18 protein-coding genes are annotated in these 16,686 nt (G+C 70.7%); 7 read left to right on the top strand and 11 right to left on the bottom strand.

Annotated elements, in window-relative coordinates; genetic code table 11:
* Positions 1 to 3: 3 nt before the first annotated feature.
* The 5 genes from EL266_RS00940 to EL266_RS00920 all read right to left on the bottom strand — a co-directional run bounded on the left by EL266_RS00940 (position 4) and on the right by EL266_RS00920 (position 5,237).
* Entirely contained in the window at positions 4 to 1,197 is a 1,194-nt protein-coding gene (locus EL266_RS00940) for an ADP-dependent glucokinase/phosphofructokinase (protein ID WP_026427829.1), read from the bottom strand.
* Positions 1,198 to 1,224: 27 nt separating this feature from the next.
* Entirely contained in the window at positions 1,225 to 2,079 is an 855-nt protein-coding gene (locus EL266_RS00935) for a ketose-bisphosphate aldolase (protein ID WP_232012064.1), read from the bottom strand.
* A gap of 41 nt (positions 2,080 to 2,120) precedes the next feature.
* Positions 2,121 to 2,963, bottom strand: coding sequence for a carbohydrate ABC transporter permease (locus EL266_RS00930; protein ID WP_026427831.1), 843 nt, complete (start codon positions 2,961 to 2,963; stop codon positions 2,121 to 2,123).
* Between the two features lies 1 nt (position 2,964).
* Positions 2,965 to 3,894, bottom strand: coding sequence for a carbohydrate ABC transporter permease (locus EL266_RS00925; RefSeq protein WP_051281407.1), 930 nt, complete (start codon positions 3,892 to 3,894; stop codon positions 2,965 to 2,967).
* 68 nt (positions 3,895 to 3,962) lie between these two features.
* On the bottom strand, positions 3,963 to 5,237 hold the full coding sequence (locus EL266_RS00920) for an ABC transporter substrate-binding protein (protein WP_232012063.1): 1,275 nt from the start codon (positions 5,235 to 5,237) through the stop codon (positions 3,963 to 3,965).
* A gap of 184 nt (positions 5,238 to 5,421) precedes the next feature.
* On the opposite strand from EL266_RS00920, the gene EL266_RS00915 reads away from it, so the two are divergent.
* The 4 genes from EL266_RS00915 to EL266_RS00900 all read left to right on the top strand — a co-directional run bounded on the left by EL266_RS00915 (position 5,422) and on the right by EL266_RS00900 (position 7,868).
* Entirely contained in the window at positions 5,422 to 6,228 is an 807-nt protein-coding gene (locus EL266_RS00915; protein WP_026427834.1) for a DeoR/GlpR family DNA-binding transcription regulator, read from the top strand.
* 73 nt (positions 6,229 to 6,301) lie between these two features.
* Positions 6,302 to 6,751 (top strand): hypothetical protein, encoded by a 450-nt coding sequence (locus EL266_RS00910; RefSeq protein WP_026427835.1) that lies wholly within the window; start codon positions 6,302 to 6,304, stop codon positions 6,749 to 6,751.
* Between the two features lie 170 nt (positions 6,752 to 6,921).
* A complete protein-coding gene (locus EL266_RS00905; RefSeq protein WP_026427836.1) occupies positions 6,922 to 7,365 on the top strand; it encodes a LytTR family DNA-binding domain-containing protein in 444 nt (147 codons plus the stop codon).
* 56 nt (positions 7,366 to 7,421) lie between these two features.
* The gene (locus EL266_RS00900) at positions 7,422 to 7,868 is read left to right on the top strand and encodes a DUF3021 domain-containing protein (RefSeq protein WP_026427837.1); all 447 of its coding nucleotides are present in this window, start codon (positions 7,422 to 7,424) and stop codon (positions 7,866 to 7,868) included.
* Between the two features lie 48 nt (positions 7,869 to 7,916).
* On the opposite strand, the gene EL266_RS00895 is transcribed toward EL266_RS00900, so the two are convergent.
* From EL266_RS00895 to ispF, 4 genes are all read right to left on the bottom strand, one after another.
* Complete coding sequence (locus tag EL266_RS00895; RefSeq protein ID WP_026427838.1) at positions 7,917 to 9,158, bottom strand: hypothetical protein; 1,242 nt, start codon at positions 9,156 to 9,158, stop codon at positions 7,917 to 7,919.
* Positions 9,159 to 9,244: 86 nt separating this feature from the next.
* Positions 9,245 to 10,243: a 23S rRNA (guanosine(2251)-2'-O)-methyltransferase RlmB gene (gene rlmB / locus EL266_RS00890; RefSeq protein ID WP_026427839.1), complete on the bottom strand. Its 999-nt coding sequence runs from the start codon at positions 10,241 to 10,243 to the stop codon at positions 9,245 to 9,247.
* Positions 10,244 to 10,285: 42 nt separating this feature from the next.
* Positions 10,286 to 11,842 carry a cysteine--tRNA ligase gene (gene cysS, locus EL266_RS00885; protein ID WP_026427840.1) on the bottom strand — a complete coding sequence of 519 codons (1,557 nt, stop codon included), beginning with the start codon at positions 11,840 to 11,842 and terminating at the stop codon, positions 10,286 to 10,288.
* Positions 11,843 to 11,961: 119 nt separating this feature from the next.
* The gene (gene ispF, locus EL266_RS00880) at positions 11,962 to 12,546 is read right to left on the bottom strand and encodes a 2-C-methyl-D-erythritol 2,4-cyclodiphosphate synthase (RefSeq protein ID WP_051281423.1); all 585 of its coding nucleotides are present in this window, start codon (positions 12,544 to 12,546) and stop codon (positions 11,962 to 11,964) included.
* 172 nt (positions 12,547 to 12,718) lie between these two features.
* On the opposite strand from ispF, the gene EL266_RS00875 reads away from it, so the two are divergent.
* Positions 12,719 to 13,183, top strand: coding sequence for a hypothetical protein (locus tag EL266_RS00875; RefSeq protein WP_026427842.1), 465 nt, complete (start codon positions 12,719 to 12,721; stop codon positions 13,181 to 13,183).
* A 31-nt stretch (positions 13,184 to 13,214) separates the two neighbouring features.
* On the opposite strand, the gene EL266_RS00870 is transcribed toward EL266_RS00875, so the two are convergent.
* Positions 13,215 to 13,892 carry a uracil-DNA glycosylase gene (locus tag EL266_RS00870; protein WP_026427843.1) on the bottom strand — a complete coding sequence of 226 codons (678 nt, stop codon included), beginning with the start codon at positions 13,890 to 13,892 and terminating at the stop codon, positions 13,215 to 13,217.
* A gap of 146 nt (positions 13,893 to 14,038) precedes the next feature.
* Here EL266_RS00870 and EL266_RS00865 point away from each other — a divergent pair, with 146 nt between their 5' ends.
* Positions 14,039 to 14,824, top strand: coding sequence for a LytR C-terminal domain-containing protein (locus tag EL266_RS00865; protein ID WP_084501082.1), 786 nt, complete (start codon positions 14,039 to 14,041; stop codon positions 14,822 to 14,824).
* Positions 14,825 to 14,926: 102 nt separating this feature from the next.
* Here EL266_RS00865 and EL266_RS00860 read toward each other — a convergent pair whose 3' ends face one another.
* Positions 14,927 to 15,739 (bottom strand): exodeoxyribonuclease III, encoded by an 813-nt coding sequence (locus tag EL266_RS00860; protein ID WP_026427844.1) that lies wholly within the window; start codon positions 15,737 to 15,739, stop codon positions 14,927 to 14,929.
* A gap of 107 nt (positions 15,740 to 15,846) precedes the next feature.
* On the opposite strand from EL266_RS00860, the gene EL266_RS00855 reads away from it, so the two are divergent.
* Positions 15,847 to 16,620 (top strand): SDR family NAD(P)-dependent oxidoreductase, encoded by a 774-nt coding sequence (locus EL266_RS00855; RefSeq protein WP_026427845.1) that lies wholly within the window; start codon positions 15,847 to 15,849, stop codon positions 16,618 to 16,620.
* Positions 16,621 to 16,686: the final 66 nt, after the last annotated feature.

Genomic DNA, 16,686 nt, shown 5'->3' with positions numbered 1-16,686 from the left:
GCCTCACAGCCCCTCGGCGCCGGCGAGGCTGCCCATGACGCCGCCGATGAAGGCGTCGCCCAGGCCGATCGTCGTCGGCGAGTCGGGGCGCACCGCGAAGGAGGGGGCGATGAGCACGCCCGCCCGGCTGATCGCGGGGTCGCGCGCCAGGTCCAGTCCCCGCGGATCGCGCCCGGCCCGGCGCACGGCCTCGTACTCGGCGCGGCCGTGGGCATCCCCGTGCAGGTAGCGGGTCGAGGCCATGAGGCAGCCGAACTCGGCGGCACGGTGCAGGCGCTGCGCGTCCCTGCCCACGACGGCGGCGTAGCCGCTGGTGTGAACCATGACGGCCGGGCTGCCCAGCAGTGCCAGCAGGTCCCTCATCATGGAGACCACCTGGCCGGGGTCCTCCAGGTTGACGGAGCGACCCAGGTAGTGCTGGGCCTCGTCCTCGTTGAGGGAGTGGGCCCAGACCATCCGGGGCATCGCGCTGAGCACCACCTGTCGCATGGCCTCATCGTGGAAGCCGGCGTCCTCGTAGATGACATCGCCCGGGGCTCCCGCCAGGATCCGCTCCAGCTCGGTGAGGCGCTCGCGCAGCTCGGCCTGCGACTTCATCGTGTTCAGGCCCGAGATGAGCACGGCCCGGGCCCGGCCCACGGCCCGCGCCAGACCGGGGGCCAGGAGCATGTGCTCGTTGGGCTCGTCGTTGACCAGGATGACCCGGTTGGGGCGCGAGCTCCTCACTGTCCCGTCGACCAGGCGCAGCTGGGCGCCACGGGGGTACTGGACGATGACATGCGGGTCGAGGCTGTCCTGCGCGGCGCTGCACAGGCGCTCGACCTTCGGGGGCAGGAGCCGGCGCACCTCGGGGCTCATGGAGACCAGGTGGACCGTTGAGGGCACGCCGAGCCGGGCCAGGGCCAGGGCAGCCCGCACGCAGGTGCCGCCCAGGGTCGTGCTCCGCTCGAAGCGTCCAGCGAGGTCGATGAGGGCCGGCCGGTCGGCCGCATAGCACTCCCAGCCCCGGCCGTGGCGCATGGAGCGCAGGATGGCCAGGACCATCTCCCTGGTCCCATGCGCCACCGCCGGGGGCTCGTCCTCGAGCTCGGCCAGGCGGATCCGGCACTCATCCACCAGTGCCTGGAGCGCCCCGGTCTGCCAGTGGAGCTCGTAGTCCACCGTGCCACCGAGACCAAGAATGATCCGTCCTGGCATGCTCCCCTCCTGGAGTCCTGATGCCGATCAGTACAGCTCGGCCGTGCCGGCCGAGGCGAACAGGTCGATCTTCTGCGCCGCGCATGCCATGAGCGCCTCCTGGCAGGGGGGCTCGATGACATTGGGCTCGCGCAGGTGGGTGTCGGCCAGAACCTCGCGCATCCTGAGGTAGTAGGCCGCCTTGATGTCCGAGGAGATGTTGATCTTGTTGATGCCGCCGCGCACGGCGCCCGCGATCTCGGTGTCGGAGTTGTTCGAGCCTCCGTGGAGCACCAGGGGGATGTCCACTCGGCCGGCGATGGTCTCCAGCAGGTCCAGGCGCAGCTCGGGCTTGACCTCGGTGGGGTAGAGGCCATGGCGCGTGCCGATGGCGATGGCCAGGGAGTCGGTGCCAGTGGCCTCAACGAAGCGGGCGGCGTCGTCGGGATCGGTGTAGAGGATCTCCTCGGTGCCGGTCTCCCCGTACTGGTCGGAGACCCCGATGGTCCCCAGCTCGGCCTCCACGGAGATGCCCACGGCGTGGGCGGCGTGCACGACCCTGCGGGTCTCCTCGATGTTCTCCTCGAAGGGGGCCAGTGACTTGTCGATCATGACGGAGGTGAATCCGGCCTGGATTGCGCCCAGCACCTGCTCGTAACTGGCGCCGTGGTCCAGGTGGATGGCGGTGGGAACGGTGGACTCGTGGGCGATCCTGATGATCGAGGCGAGCATGGCGGGGCGGATGTGGCTCAGCTCATCGGGATGGATGGCGATGATATGCGGGGAGCGCTTCTCCTCGCAGACATCGACCACGGCGCGCAGCATCGAGTAGCTGGAGATGTTGAACGCGGGGACCGCGAACCTGTGCTCATGTGCGACGGCGAGGACGTCACATCCGGTCATTAGCATCTGAGTACTTGCCTTCCTGTGTTGTGGGGTCACGATCAGTTCTTGACGGATCCAGCGGTCATTCCTCCGATGAAATAGCGCTGGAAGACGATGAAGAGGATGACGACGGGGATCGAGCCGAGCACGGACATCGCCATCATCTCGTTCCACTCGTAGGCGTGCTGCCCCATGAGCAGCTGGATGCCGATGGGGACGGTGCGCATGTCATTGGTGCGGGTCAGGGTCAGCGCGAACAGGTACTCGTTCCACGCGATCATGAAGGTGTAGATGCCCACCGAGACGATTCCCGGCACCGAGATCGGCACCAGTACCCGCCACAGGGCGCCGAATGAGCCGGTCCCGTCAACCTTGGCGGCCTCGTCGAGCTCGCGGGGCAGGGTGTTGAAGTACCCGGTGAGCATGATGATGGCGTAGGGGAGGGTGAACACCATGTATGTGGCGATGAGTCCCTGGTAGGTGTTGTAGAGCCTCAGGCTCACCATGAGCCCGAAGAACGGGATGAGCAGGGTGATCGGCGGGACGGCCTGCACCGAGATGATGATGACGTTGAGAATCCTCTTGCCGGGGAAGTCGAAGCGGCTGAAGGCGTAGGCCGCCATGATCGCCACCACGAGGGTCAGCATCGTCACCGACAGGGCCACGAAATAGCTGTTGGCGAAGAATCGCATCTTGTCAGGGTCGTTGAGGATCGCGGTGTAGGCGGCCACGGAGGCCCCCTCCTCGATGAGCCGGGGAGGAGAGGCGAAGATCCGGGCATTGGGCTTGAAGGAGGAGGCCACCATCCACACGATGGGGGAGGCGGCGAATCCGGCTCCGGCCAGGAGCCCGGCCCACACGCAGATCCTGGTCACCAGCTGGCGACGCTGCTTGGAGGTCATATCAGTCCCTCGCCTTCTGGCTGCGCACGTAGAGGAAGGCGAGCAGCATGGACAGCAGGAGCACGATGACGGCGCTGGCGGAGGCCCCGGAGAAGTCGTACTCGGCGAAGGCCAGCTTGTAGGTGAAGGTGGACAGCATCTCGGTGCGGTCCAGGGGCCCGCCGCCGGTGGTCATCCAGATCAGGGCGAATTGCTGGGAGGTCCAGATGACGTCGAGCAGCGCCATCGAGATGATGATGGGCCGCAGCTGGGGCAGGGTGATGGACCAGAATCGGCGCAGGGCGCCCGCGCCGTCGACCTCGGCGGCCTCATACAGGTCCTTGGGGATCCCCTGGAGGCCGGCCAGGATGGAGATCATGAAGAAGGGGTAGCCGGACCAGATGTTGATGACGGTGACGACCCCCAGCGCCAGGTCGGGATCGGCGAGCCACTCGTGCTGACCGGTCACGGCCCCGATCCCCGACAGGATGGCGTTGATGACGCCATTGGGGTTGAGCAGCAGCCGCCACAGGATGGCGATGATGGCCACCGTCAGCAGCCAGGGGAGCACGAACAGCGTGCGGAAGACCGCCCGCGTCACGGGGGAGACGGCCTCGGAGTTGAGCAGTGTGGCGAATCCCAGGCCCAGCAGCATGTGGGCGACGACGCTGGCCCCCACGAACCAGGCCGTATTCCCCAGGGCGGTGCGGAACTTCGCACTGGTGAGGATCTCGGTGTAGTTGCTCAGGCCGACGAAGGTCGATCGCGGCGCGGTGATGACGGCATCCATGAGGGAGTAGCCGATGACGATGACGATCGGCGTCGCCATGAGGATCAGCAGGAGAAGGATGGTGGGGGACAGGTAGGCGTAGGGGACGGCCATCGCCAGGGGTTGGCGCGACCGCCCGGGATGGGCGGTGCCGGGGCGTGCGGGAGCGGCAGTGGGGGTCATCGTGCTTTCCTCCATGCGGCGGGGCCGGGCCGGTGCCCGTCCCCGCCGCCGGGTTGGAGCGGGCCGGGTCAGAACTTCGCCTCCCAGGCCTTCTGCGCGTTGGCCAGGCAGGTCTCGAGGGTGATGTCACCGCGCAGGTAACTCTGGAACTGCTCGTCGAAGTCGCGCATGAGGGTCTCGGAGACCGGCAGGCCCGTGAACTCGTTGGCGGGCTTGCCCGAGCTCCAGATGTCGAAGGCCTTCTTGAAGACCTCGTCGTCCTCGACGAAGTCGGGGGTGGCCGTGGAGTTGCCGGGGAAGGCCTTGGCGTCGTTGGCCAGCTGGGCGTTGATGTCGGCGCCCATGAGGAAGGCGACGAGCTTCCAGGCCTCCGCCGGGTGCTCGGTGGAGGCGGAGACCCCGATCCCCCAGGAGGCGTAGGGCATGCCGCGCTCGCCGGTGTACCCGGAGACCGCCGGCAGGGCCGAGATGTCGAAGGACAGATCCGGGTTGCCCTTGCGGATGGTGTTGACATGGGCCAGGGAGTCGATCATGAGGCCGGTGCGGCCGTTGGTGAAGTCCTCGACCTTGTCCTGCTCCTTCATGGTGAAGGCACCCGGGGAGATGACGCCCTCGTCCCACATCCCCTTGATGAACTCGCAGGCGCTGATGACGTCCTTGTTGCCGACCAGGTTCGGCTTGCCATCGGCGAGCATGGAGCCCCCTGAGGCCCACACCCAGGACATGACATCGTTCTGGATGCCGTTGGGCGCCTCCAGGGACAGGGGCAGAGCCCAGCCGGAGACGTCGCCCCCGGTGGCAGCGACGGCCTTGGCCGCGGCCTGGAACTCCTCGCGGGTCGAGGGCATGGCGGAGACCTTGGCCCCGGAGAGCAGGTTCATGTTGGCGAACATGGGGTAGACGAAGTTGACCACCGGGATCATGTAGGTCGCGCCGTCGATCTGGATCTGGCTGGCCAGCTGGGAGTCGTCGAACTTCTGCTCGCCCATCAGCGCGGTGAGATCAGCGATCGCGCCCTGCTTGGCGAAGTCGGAGACCCAGGCGCCGTCGAGCCCGACGACGTCGGGCATGGTCTTGGAGGCCGCTCCTGCGACGAGCTGCTCCTTGGTGGAGGCGTAGGGGCCTGAGAGCAGCTCGACCTTGATCCCGGGGTTCTGCTTCTCGAAGGTGTCCATAAGAGCGCGGAAGGTGCCGTCGGGGAGCTCGGGCTCCCACCACTGGGTGAACTCCAGGGTCACCTCCCCGCTCCCCGAGCCACTGCCGCCGCAGCCCGCCACGCTCAGGGCTGCCAGGGCGGACATCACCGCGGCCATCCGGCCGAGTTCGCGTCTGCGCATCTGCATCGTTCACTCCATCGTCATTGATACGAGTACTGCTAGGGTTTGCGTCATCATGCGGGTATTCGCGATTTTGTGACGCCTGAGCGGTAGCGTAGTGCGGGAATCTGCGTTTGTCCACTTCTAGGTCACGTAACGAACCCGTAAAGTTTCCCTGTATTCTTCCTCCTCCTCGTCTACACTCGGAGGCATGAACGACATCTCGTCGCGCCTTCCCGCAGGTCGCAAGGCAGAGGTCGCCAGCCACGTGAACCGGCTCGGGCAGGTCACGGTGGCGGCGCTGGCAGAGCGCTTCGGAGTCTCCACCGACACCATCAGGCGCGATCTCGACCAGCTCGACGCCGATGGCCTGATCATCCGCATGCACGGCGGGGCGATGTCGAACTCCTCCCTGCCCGGCCATGACACCTCCCTGTCCGAGCGCGCCCGCCTCCAGGCCGAGCAGAAGGACCGGATCGGCCAGATGGCGGCTGGGCTCGTCCAGGACGGCGATGTCCTGTTCATCAACGGCGGCACCACGGCGCTGGCCATGCTGCACTACCTCAGTGAGCGCCGTGAGCTCATCATCGCCACCAACAACCTCTCCCTGCCGGCGGAGATCAACGCCGATTCCTGCCGGGACATCTACGTCATCGGCGGGCATGTGCGCCTCTCGGGCCAGGTGACCATCGGCCCGGTCGCCTTCGCCTCCTCCATCTCCGGGGTGGAGAACGACATCCACGTCGACCTCGCCCTCATCGGGGTCGGCGCCGTCGACGAGGAGGGCCTGTCCACCTCCAATCTCGACGAGGCCGCCATGCTGGGGCAGATGGCCGGCCGGGCCCGCCGCGTGGCGATCCTGGCCGACTCCACCAAGCTGGGCCAGCGCCTCTTCGCCGCCATCGGCCCCCTGGAGATCGCCGACTTCCTCGTCACCGAGGAGCGCCCGCCCCAGGCGCTGTCCCAGGCCCTGTCCCAGGCCGGCGTCCAGGTCCTGACCCCGGAGGCGCTCCGCTGAGGCCAGGCGGGCCCTTGGCGCGCTTCCCCATACCTGCCCGGGCAGGGCGGATGCGGGGGCACAATGAGGGGCCATGGAGGCACATGAGGACAGGTGGGCGCCCCGGCCGCCGGCGCCTCAGTGGCCGGGGCAGGTCCCGCCCGATGCCGGGTACGTGGAGATCCACTACACCTACATCCGCTTCCTGGCGTCCGTGCCGCGCACGACCATCAACGGGTGGGCGCTCCCGCGCAGCAGCGAGAGGGTCCAGGGCCTCTGGCTGCCGGCGGGGCCCGTGGTGATCGAGTGCCGGGACACCCTGACCGGTGGCCCGCGCCTGTCCTTCATGCTGGCACCGGGCGCCCACGTGCCCGTCTACTACGCGGCGTCGGCCTACAACAACCACTGGAAGGGCTCGCTGACCTTCGATGATCAGGGGCCAGTCCGACGCCGGAACGTGGGGGTCCTCGTCATCACCGTGGTATCCGTCCTCGTGATCATCAACCTCCTCATGGTGGGCGCCCTGCTTCTCATCGGCGGCTGAGCGCCCTGGCCGCACCGGCGCGATCCACCGGCGCGATCCACCGCCGCCGCACCGCATATCCCCCTGTGGCGACCGCTTGTCCGCCCCGATAGCGGCTCGTGGGCCATCCTGCGCTTGACTGATACCAGGCGGAGGCACCGGGTCCCGCCCACGAGGACGAGGAGCACGCCATGAAGGTCACCATCAGCATTGATCCTGGCCTGCACGAGACGGAGGTGGAGGTGCGGGCCGCCGCCCTCGATGAGGAGGTGCGCCGCATCGAGTCAGCCCTGACCGGGCTGGGGGCGGCGCCCCGCCTGACCGCCACCGCGGGCGATCGCACCGTCCTGCTCGACCCCCGCCGGGTCCTGCGCTTCTACACCCGGGACAAGAAGGTGCTGGCCCAGGACGCCGCCGGCCACTGGCAGGTCCACCATCGCCTCCACGAGCTGGAGTCCATGCTGCCCGCCCGTGACTTCATCCGCATCAACCAGGGCGAGATCGTCAACCTCGCCCAGGTGGCCTTCCTGGACCTGTCCGGCACCGGGACCATCGGCATCCAGCTCAAGGACGGCACGCGGTGCTTCGTCTCGCGGCGCTCCATCCCCCGCTTCAAGGCCTCGCTCGGGCTCTAGGCCCGGCCGGCCCCACCTGACCCACGCCCCACACTCATCCACGAAAGGAGCACATCATGAACACCTCGATCCTCACCCGTGCCGGAGTCGGCGCCATGGGGGGCGTGACCATCGGATCGGTCATCTCCCTGCTGGTCTCCAGCATGAAGGGCGCGGACTACCTCCCCGGTGCGCCCGGCTTCCTGGAGGGCTTCGCCAACGAGAACACCGCGGTCCTCATCCAGTTCATCGTCTACGCGCTGCTGGGCGCCGTGTGCGCCCTGGCCGCCATGGTCTACGACGCCGAGCGGCTGAGCATCGCCGCCGCCTCCCTGACCCACCTGGGGATCGTGGCGCTCGGCGTCTTCGGCGCCGGGTGGTACCTGCAGTGGTTCCTCCCCGGACGGACGCTGCTGGGCTTCGCCATCACCTTCCTCATCGCCTACGCTCTAATGTGGGTTGGCGGATGGCTGTACTACCGCCAGCAGATCAGCCAGGTCAATGAGGGGATCACCTCCCGCTGAGGGCCGGCGGGGCGCCCGTGGCCGCTGAGCGCGGCCCGGGAGCCTCGGTCAGGCCCCGAGCTCCTCGGCCACGAGGGCCATCTCCTCATCGGCGCGGCGCCGCAACTCGCGGTGCCGCGTCCATGACGCCAGGGAGACCTCGGTGATGGCATCGACCATGAGGAAGACCCCCACGGCGGTCAGCCCCACCGGGAGCAGGCCGGTCGAGCGGCGCCGACGCACGGCGGCACCCACCAGGGTGCCGCCGAGCCCTGCCTCCAGGAGGGCGCCGGCGCGCACCGCCCAGGGGCGATCGGTCACCGTGCGCACATAGGTCTGCCAGAAGGCGGAGCCGGGGGTGGAGGGGTCGGCCAGGAGCAGGCCCACGCTGCGGCCCACCGCATTGGACAGGCCCCGCGGCTCATGGACCACCACGCCGGGGGCCTCCACCGGCGCCAGGCGGCCGGTGAGGACCGAGCCCACCCACTCGGGCAGGCCCAGGGCCGCCAGCATGGCGGCGAAGCCCTCGGGCCCGGGCTGGGCGATGGCCTCCGTGGCCGCCTCCAGGTCGGCGCCGGGGATCGCCGCCACGATGCCGGAGGCGTCCGTCAGGTCGGCCAGGAGCTCATCGGCCAGGGCGCGCAGGGCGGGCCCCGGCTCCTCGACCCCGCCCCACACGTGCAGGGAGGACATGCCCCAGGAGAAGACGGCGTCGTCCTCAGGATCCCCGGTGGTCACCGCGCGGATGGACAGGTCCTCGGCGTCGGAGGTCAGGATGAGGGCGGGCAGGGACTCCTCATCCCAGCCGAAGACCCCCAGATCAGCGCCCTCCCCGGAGTACATGACGATGCGCCGGCTCAGCGCCGGCGCATTGGCCACTGCCAGGGGCCGCTCCAGCAGGGTGGCCTGGAGGGGGACCATGTAGGCGCTCATGGGGGAGATGACGACGGTGCGCGTGCTGGCCGCCCCATGAGCGGAGACGGCCGGCAGCTCGGCGCTGTCGGGAAGCGCGTTGAAGGTGGCCGGGCCGATGGCCACATCCGCGGTGAACTCCCGGGCCAGGGACTCCACCAGCTCGCTGACCCCGGGGCCGGGCACCGCGCCCCCGCGGGACGGAGGGGTCACGGCCACTCGCCCCTCGACGTCGGTCAGCAGCGTCAGGCTCAGCAGATGGGCGGTGGTGGGGAACCACTCCAGGCGCACCAGGACGCCGCGTGCGGCGAAGGCGGCGGCCACCGCCTCCGGCGTGGTGCCAGGGGCGATGAGCACGCCATCCGTGCGGTTCCAGCGCTGCGAGGCGTCCTGCGCCATATGGTCCTCCTGTGATCGGCTGGGGACCATTGTGTCAGCAACGGGCCCCGGATGTCTGCGGGCATGGGATGGGGAGCGGGAATGGGTCAGTGGGCTCCATCGCGCGCCCGACGGCGCAGGCGGTCGACCTCATAGAGGCTGATGCCGGTGGCCACGGCCGCGTTGAGGGACTCCACCGAGCTGGAGATGGGCACGCGGGCCACCAGGTCGCAGGTCTCGCGCACCAGGCGGGAGAGCCCGGCGCCCTCGGCGCCGGTGACCAGGACCAGGGGGGAGTCGGCCAGGTGCAGGTCCTCGATGAGGCCCTGGCCCCTGCCATCGAGCCCGACGACGAAGCAGCCCTCGCGCTTGAGGCGCTCCAGGGCGCGCACCAGGTTGGTGGCCCGGGCCACGCGCACGCGGGCCGCGGCCCCGGCCGAGACCTTCCAGGCGGCGGCGCTCACGCCGGCGCTGCGGCGCTCGGGGATGATGACGCCGTCGGCGCCGAAGGCCCCGGCGCTGCGCAGCACCGCGCCCAGGTTGTGGGGGTCGGTGATCTGGTCCAGGGCGACCAGCAGGGGGGTGCGCCCCACGGCGCGGGCGCGCTCGAGCAGGTCCATGGGGTCGGCGTACTCGTAGGCGGGGACCTCGATGGCCACCCCCTGATGGGCGGCGCCCTCGGTCAGGGCCTCCAGGTCGAGCTTGGTGGTCTCCAGCACCGGGGCCCCCAGAAGGGCGGCCCGGCGCACCACGGCGCCCAGACGCTCGTCGGAGTCGGCCGAGACCGCCATGAACACCCGGGAGATGGGCACGGCCGCATAGGCGGCCTCCGCCACGGCGTTGCGGCCGCACAGGATCTCATGGCCCTCGGGCACCTCGAAGCGGCGCCGGACCCTCTCCAGCTGCTTGGCGCGCGTGGGCTGGGCGGCGCGGGCCTCCGCCCGGGCCTTGGCCCGCGCCTTGGGATGGCCCACCCGGTCCTCAGCCTTGGGCGTGGGGCCCCTGCCCTCCAGGCCCTGGCGGCGGTTGCCCCCCGAGCCCTTGGTCGGGCCCTTCTTGGAGCCGGGCCTGCGCACGGCGCCGTGGCGGCGGTCGTTTCCGGGCATCGCGGGGTGCCTCCTGCTCGTGGGTGCTGATGGGCGGATGTCTCAGGCCAGGTGCCAGCGGGCCCCGGCGGGGGAGTCCTCGACGACGACGCCGGCCGCCGTGAGCTTGTCGCGCAGGGCGTCGGCCCGGGCCCAGTCCTTGGCGGCGCGGGCGTGGGCCCGCTCGTCCAGGTCGTGCTGGATGAGGCGGTCGAGGGTGGCCATGGCGGCCCCGGCGCTCTCGCCGGTGCCCGTGACCACGGAGGCGCGCCAGGGCTCGGCCAGGGGGTCGAGCCCCAGGACGTCGAGCTGGGCGCGCAGGTCCAGGACGGTGGCGATGATCTGCGCGGCATTGGCCGGCTCGGCGCGCCCGGCGCCGCTGGCCGGGGCGGGGGCGTCCTGATCGGCGCCGGTCTCCGACAGGGCCCGATTGAGCTCCTTGAGGGTGGCGTGCACGCAGGCCATGGCCCCGGCGAGGTTGAGGTCCTCGTCCAGCGCCGAAGTGAAGTCGGCGGGCAGGGCGCGGGCGCGCAGCTCGGCGGGGGCGGCGTCGATCGCCTCGCCCGCCTCACCGGTGGCCTCCCGGGCCCGCAGGATGGCGCCGGCCAGGCGGTCCCACAGGGCGGCGGCCTCGGCCAGGGTCTCCTCGGAGAACTCCACGGTCGAGCGGTGATGAACCGTGCCCAGGGCCAGGCGCAGCACCACGGGCTCATAGCGCTCCATGAGCGAGGCCACGGTCTGGGAGTTGCCCAGGGACTTGCTCATCTTGGCGCCCTTGATGGTCACCCAGGCGTTGTGCACCCAGTGGCGCGCGAAGCCCCAGCCGGCCCCGTGGGACTGGGCCTGCTCGTTCTCGTGGTGGGGGAAGCGCAGGTCGATGCCGCCGCCGTGGATGTCGAACTCCTCGCCCAGGTAGCGCCGGGACATGGCCGAGCACTCCAGGTGCCAGCCGGGCCGACCCCGGCCCCAGGGGGCGTCCCAGGCGGCGTCGGCGGGATCGGTCGGCTTGATGGTCTTCCACAGGGCGAAGTCACGCGGGTCAAGCTTGTCGGCCTCAATATCCTCGTCGAGCTGGGAGTCGTCCTCGGTGGTGGCCAGGTCCTCGACGCGCTGATTGGTCAGGGAGCCGTACCCGGGCAGGGAGGAGACATCGAAGTAGACATTGCCGGCCTCGCCCACGTAGGCGTGCCCGGACTCCAGGAGCCGGGCGACCAGATCGATCATCTCGGGGATATGCCCGGTGGCCCGGGGCTCGTAGGTGGGGGCGGCGACGCCCAGTGCCCGGTAGGCGGCGTCGAACTGGCGCTCGTGGCGCTGGGCCCAGGCCCACCAGGGCACGGGGGGCTCGGCGCAGGCCGACTTGGTGAGGATCTTGTCATCGATGTCGGTGACATTGCGAATGAGGATGACCTGCTGGCCCTGGCGCTCCAGCCAGCGGCGCAGGACGTCGAAGGCGATGGCCGATCGCATATGCCCGATATGCGGGCTGCCCTGGACGGTGGCACCGCACAGATAAATGGTGACCACCCCGGGCGTGACCGTGGGTGCCAAGGGGACGACGGCGCGCTGGGCGGAGTCGTAGAGGCGCAGGGAAGGCGCGTGGGGCTGGAGATCGCTCACGGCCCAAACATACGGGACGCGACCGCTGTGGAGGAGATTGAGTTCCGAGCCGTCAAGGTATCTCGGGGAAACTATGATGCTGCCTGCGCGGACCGATTCCTCCTTCGGGCCCGCTCTCCTCAATCCCCTCCGGGGCGGAGGGCGGCGGGCACCACCAGGGCCGTGGCGATGGCGGCCAGGCCCTCCTGGCGCCCCAGGAAGCCCAGGTGGTCGGTGGTGGTCGCGGTGAAGGACACCGGCGCGCCGGCGGCGCGCGTCAGCGCCTGGGCGGCCTCGGCCATGCGCGGCCCCACGCGGGGGCGGGCGCCGATGAGCTGGACGGCCACATTGCCGATCTCGAAGCCGGCCTCGCGCACACGTCGGGCGGTCTCGGCCAGCAGGACGGCGCCCGCGGCTCCCTTCCACTGAGGCTCGGCGGTGCCGAAGGTGGAGCCCAGATCTCCCAGCCCCGACGCGGAGAGCAGGGCGTCGCAGCAGGCGTGGGCCACCACATCGCCGTCGGAGTGGCCCGCCAGCGGCTGCTCGCCCGGCCACTCCAGGCAAGCCAGGTGAAGGGGGGCGCGGGCCTCAGGCGAGTCCGGCTCGGCGAAGGCGTGGACATCGGTGCCGATGCCGGTGCGCGGCAGAATCGGGAGCGCCGGCGCGGCGCCGGGAGCTGTCCAGGGCTGGGAGGGCTGGGAGGTCTGGGAGGGCTGCGAGGGCATGGCCCCAGTGTGCCTCAGGCCTGAGGCCAGGGCAGGCACCGCCTGCCCTGCCTGCCTGTCCTGCTGCGGCCGCCCGGTCCGCCGCGGGCAGGCCGGTGGGGCATGGGCAGTCCTGCCCGGAGTGCTGCTCTCCCCCTATGGGGACCAGGGGCGCGTTGCTACCGTGCCAGGCATGATCATTTGGCGTGGCTGGGGGATTCTGGCGGTCTTCATCACGGCGGGGGTGATCGCCCCCATCGCCGCGATGGGGGAGTCCACCCTCGAGCGGGAGGCGCTGTTCAAAGCGGCGATCGGAATAGGGCTGATCGTTGCGGGAGCGGCCAATGGTGCGCTGGGCCACTGGCTCAACACGATTAATCCGCGCAACGAGGCGGCCTCGCAGGTGCAGCGCCTGCGCGCTGAGCTGTGGCGGCGGGTCAACAGCGGAGAGTTCCAGGTGGCACCCGGAGCGCCCGCTCCCTCCTCCCAGGAGGAGGCGACGCAGCAGGTCGAGCAGATCGTCCTCCATCAGACCAGGGGCCTGGTGGAGGCGCGAAGCAATATCCACACCCTGTTCTTCATCCCGATCCAGTGGGTCGGGGCGGTCGAGGCCTTCGCCGGGGTGGTGATGATCCTCATGGCCCCCTTCACGGGATGACCCGGCCGTCCGGGGATCGCCTCGAGGGGGCTCAGGGCAGGCGCCAGTCGATCGGCTGGCCGCCCATCGACTCCAGGAGCTCATTGGCCCGGGAGAAGGGCCGCGATCCGAAGAACCCCCGGGAGGCCGACAGCGGCGAGGGATGCGGGGAGGCGATGATCGGCGTGTCTCCCAGCATGGGGGTCAGGGACTGGGCGGGGCGACCCCACAGGATCGCCACCAGCGGCCCGCCGCGCTCGACCAGGGCCTCGATGGCTCGCTGGGTGACCGTCTCCCAGCCCCAGCCCTTGTGAGAGGCCGGGGCGCCCGGGCGCACGGTGAGCACCCGGTTGAGCAGCATGACCCCCTGCTCGCACCAGGGCGTGAGATCCCCGGATGACGGAGGGGCGACCCCCAGGTCGGAGACCAGCTCCCGGAAGATGTTCTCCAGGCTCCGGGGCGGCCGCACCCCGGGCGCCACCGAGAAGCTCAGGCCCACGGGATGGCCGGGGGTGGGGTAGGGGTCCTGGCCCACGATGAGGACGCGGACCGAGTCCATGGGGTAGGTGAAGGCCCGCAGGACATCGCTGCCCGCCGGCAGGTAGCCCGAGCCGGAGGCGACCTCCGCGCGCAGGCGCTGGCCGATCTCATGGACGGTGGGCTCGACCGAGGCCAGGGCGCGAGCCCAGGCGGGGTCGACGAGCTCGGACAGGGGCTTGGCGTCGGTCACGTCACGAGCCTAGCCAGGCCGGTCGGCCGCCGCACCTCCGACCGGCGGCCGACCGGCCCGACTGACCGCCGACTGACCGCCGACTGACAGAGCCGCCCTGGGAGAACAATCCCCGCAAAGTGATCGGCGCCCGGTATCTTGGGAGCGTGAGCAGTTACCACTACCCCGAGGACGAGTTCGACGTCGGCGAGGATGACGGGCCGGTCCCCGTTGGCGTGCACCGGGCGCAGGTGCCGCGCTGGCGCAGTTGGATACCCCTGCTCGCCATCCTCATCATCGTGCCCGCGCTGGGCTGGGGTGTCGTCGCCCTGATAGGCGGAGGGTCGGGCGGCTCAGGCGGTTCGGGCGGCGGTCAGGCCGCCTCCCAGGCGCCTGCCGGTGGCGGGACGCCCACAGCGGACGGCAAGGCGAGCTCCGAGGGCAGCGCGGCCGCCTCCCCCAGCGCGACGGCCGAGGGCTCCGCCGATCTGACGATGGGCATCACGGTCCACAACGGCACCACCATCACCGGTCTGGCGGGCCGCACGGGGGACCGTCTCACCAACTCCGGCTTCACCGCGGTGACGGTCTCCCAGGGCACCTACGACGCCTCCGAGCCCACGGCGACGACGATCTACTACCGAGGCGCCGAGGAGCGCGCCACCGCCGAGGCGGTCGGCAAGGCGCTGGGGATCACTGAGCTGGTGGAGGACACCGCCGCCACGGAGTCCAACCCGATCGTGGTCATCCTGCGCGAGGACTTCTCCGAGAGCGACTCCCAGGACGGGGGGTCCCAGGGCGGCTCCCAGGAGGGCGGCTCGCAGGGCGACTCCCAGGGGGGCGGCTCGCAGGACGGGGGATCTCAGGGCGGCTCCCAGGAGGGCGGCTCCCAGGAGGGCGGCGCCCAGGGCGGCTCCGGGCAGGACTCCTCCGAGGGCAACCAGGGCCAGTGAGCCCGACCCGCCCCATCAATCAATGGCCGCCGCCGGTGATCCGGGGCGGCCATTGAGCATGAGCGGGCCGGCGGGCCACTGAGCGGCGCGGTGGCTCGCCGCTCAGTCCACCTCGATGATGACCGGGACGTGATCGGAGGCGCCCTTGCCCTTGCGCTCGTCGCGGTCAATGGCGGCCCCGCTGACCCGGGCGGCCAGGGACGGCGAGGCGTAGGCGAAGTCAATGCGCATGCCCTCGTTGCGGGGGAACCGCAGCTTCTGGTAGTCCCAGTAGGTGTAGTTGGTGACGCGCTCGCGGGTCACCTCGCTCATGCCGACCGTCTCGAAGGCGGCGAAGGCGCGGCGCTCGGCGCCTGAGACATGCGTGGCGCCCTCGAAGGCGGCCATGTCCCAGACATCCTGGTCGAGGGGCGCCACGTTCCAGTCGCCCACAAGGGCCAGGTCGAGGTCCGGATCGGCCTCCATCCAGGTGCCGACGGCGTCGCGAAGCCGGTCCAGCCATGCCAGCTTGTAGGAGTAGTGGGGGTGGGTGAGCTCCCGGCCGTTGGGGACGTAGAGGCTCCACAGGCGCACCGGCCGGCTCGAGCCCGAGGCGGCGCCCACCGTGGCCCCCAGGGCCCGGGCCTCGACCACCGCCTCACCGTCCTGCGTGGATGCCCAGGCGGGCTGGTCGGGGAAGGAGCGGACGACGTCGTCCAGCCCGATCCGCGAGGCGATGGCCACCCCGTTCCACTGGTTCAGGCCATGGATCGCCAACTCGTAGCCGGCGGCCTGGAATGGCTCGCTGGGGAACTGCTCGGGGCGGCACTTGATCTCCTGCATCGCCAGGGCGTCGATGCTCTCGCGCTCCAGGAATGCCAGGACGCGGTCGACGCGGGTGCGGATGGAGTTGACGTTCCAGGTGGCCAGGCGCATGCAGGCAGGGTAGCGCCTCTGGCCGGTGTCCCGGACCTGCGCCTGGGCAGCGGGTCGGCCGGTGTCGCTGAGCCCGCGGCCGAGGCGACGGCGCGTAGCCTGGGGCCATGGGAACAGCACTCGTCACCGGGGCCACCAGCGGCATCGGACTGGAGCTGGCCTGGCAGCTGGCCCAGGCCCATCATCGCCTCATCCTGGTGGCGCGCACCGAGGAGCGGCTCGGCGCGGTGGCCGAGGAGCTGCGTCAGTTCGCCGGCGTGCAGGTGGAGGTCCTGCCCGCGGATCTGGCCCTGCGCGCGGATCTGGACCGCGTCGTCGAGCGCCTGACCAGCCCCCGGCGACCCGTGGGCCTGCTGGTCAACAATGCCGGATTCGGCCTGGGGCAGTCCTTCGTGGGTGGGGAGCTGGCGGCTGAGGAGCGGGCCCTGGATGTCATGGTGCGCGCTGTCATGGTCCTGTCCCATGCGGCGGCAGGGGCCATGGCGGAGCGCGGGCGGGGAGCGATTCTCAATGTCTCCTCGGTGGCGGCGCGCACCGCCATGGGCACCTACGCCGCGCATAAGGCCTGGGTGCTCAGCTTCACCGAGGGGCTGGCCAGCGAGCTGGAGGGCACCGGGGTCACGGCGACTGCGCTGTGCCCGGGCCTGGTGCACACCGGCTTCCATGCGGCGGCGGGCGTCGATGACTCCACCTGGAGCGGCCCGGTGTGGCTCGACTCGGAGAGGGTGGCGGCCGAGGGCCTGGCCGCCGTGCGCCGCGGTCAGGTGATCTGCACCCCCAGCCTGCGCTATCGCAGTGCCAACGCGGTCCTGCGCACTGCGCCCCGGTGGCTGGTGCGCAAGGTCGCCGGCACCTCGAGGACGGGCCGGCCCCTGGAGTGAGGCCGAGGTGGGCGGGGCCGGCCCGCGCCCTCAGCGGGGAGCGGAACCGGGCGGCGCGCCTCTGGT

Source organism: Actinomyces slackii (assembly GCF_900637295.1).
Lineage (GTDB): Bacteria > Actinomycetota > Actinomycetes > Actinomycetales > Actinomycetaceae > Actinomyces > Actinomyces slackii.
Note: the sequence above shows the minus strand (reverse complement) of the source record. Positions and strands in the feature narration are given on the sequence as shown.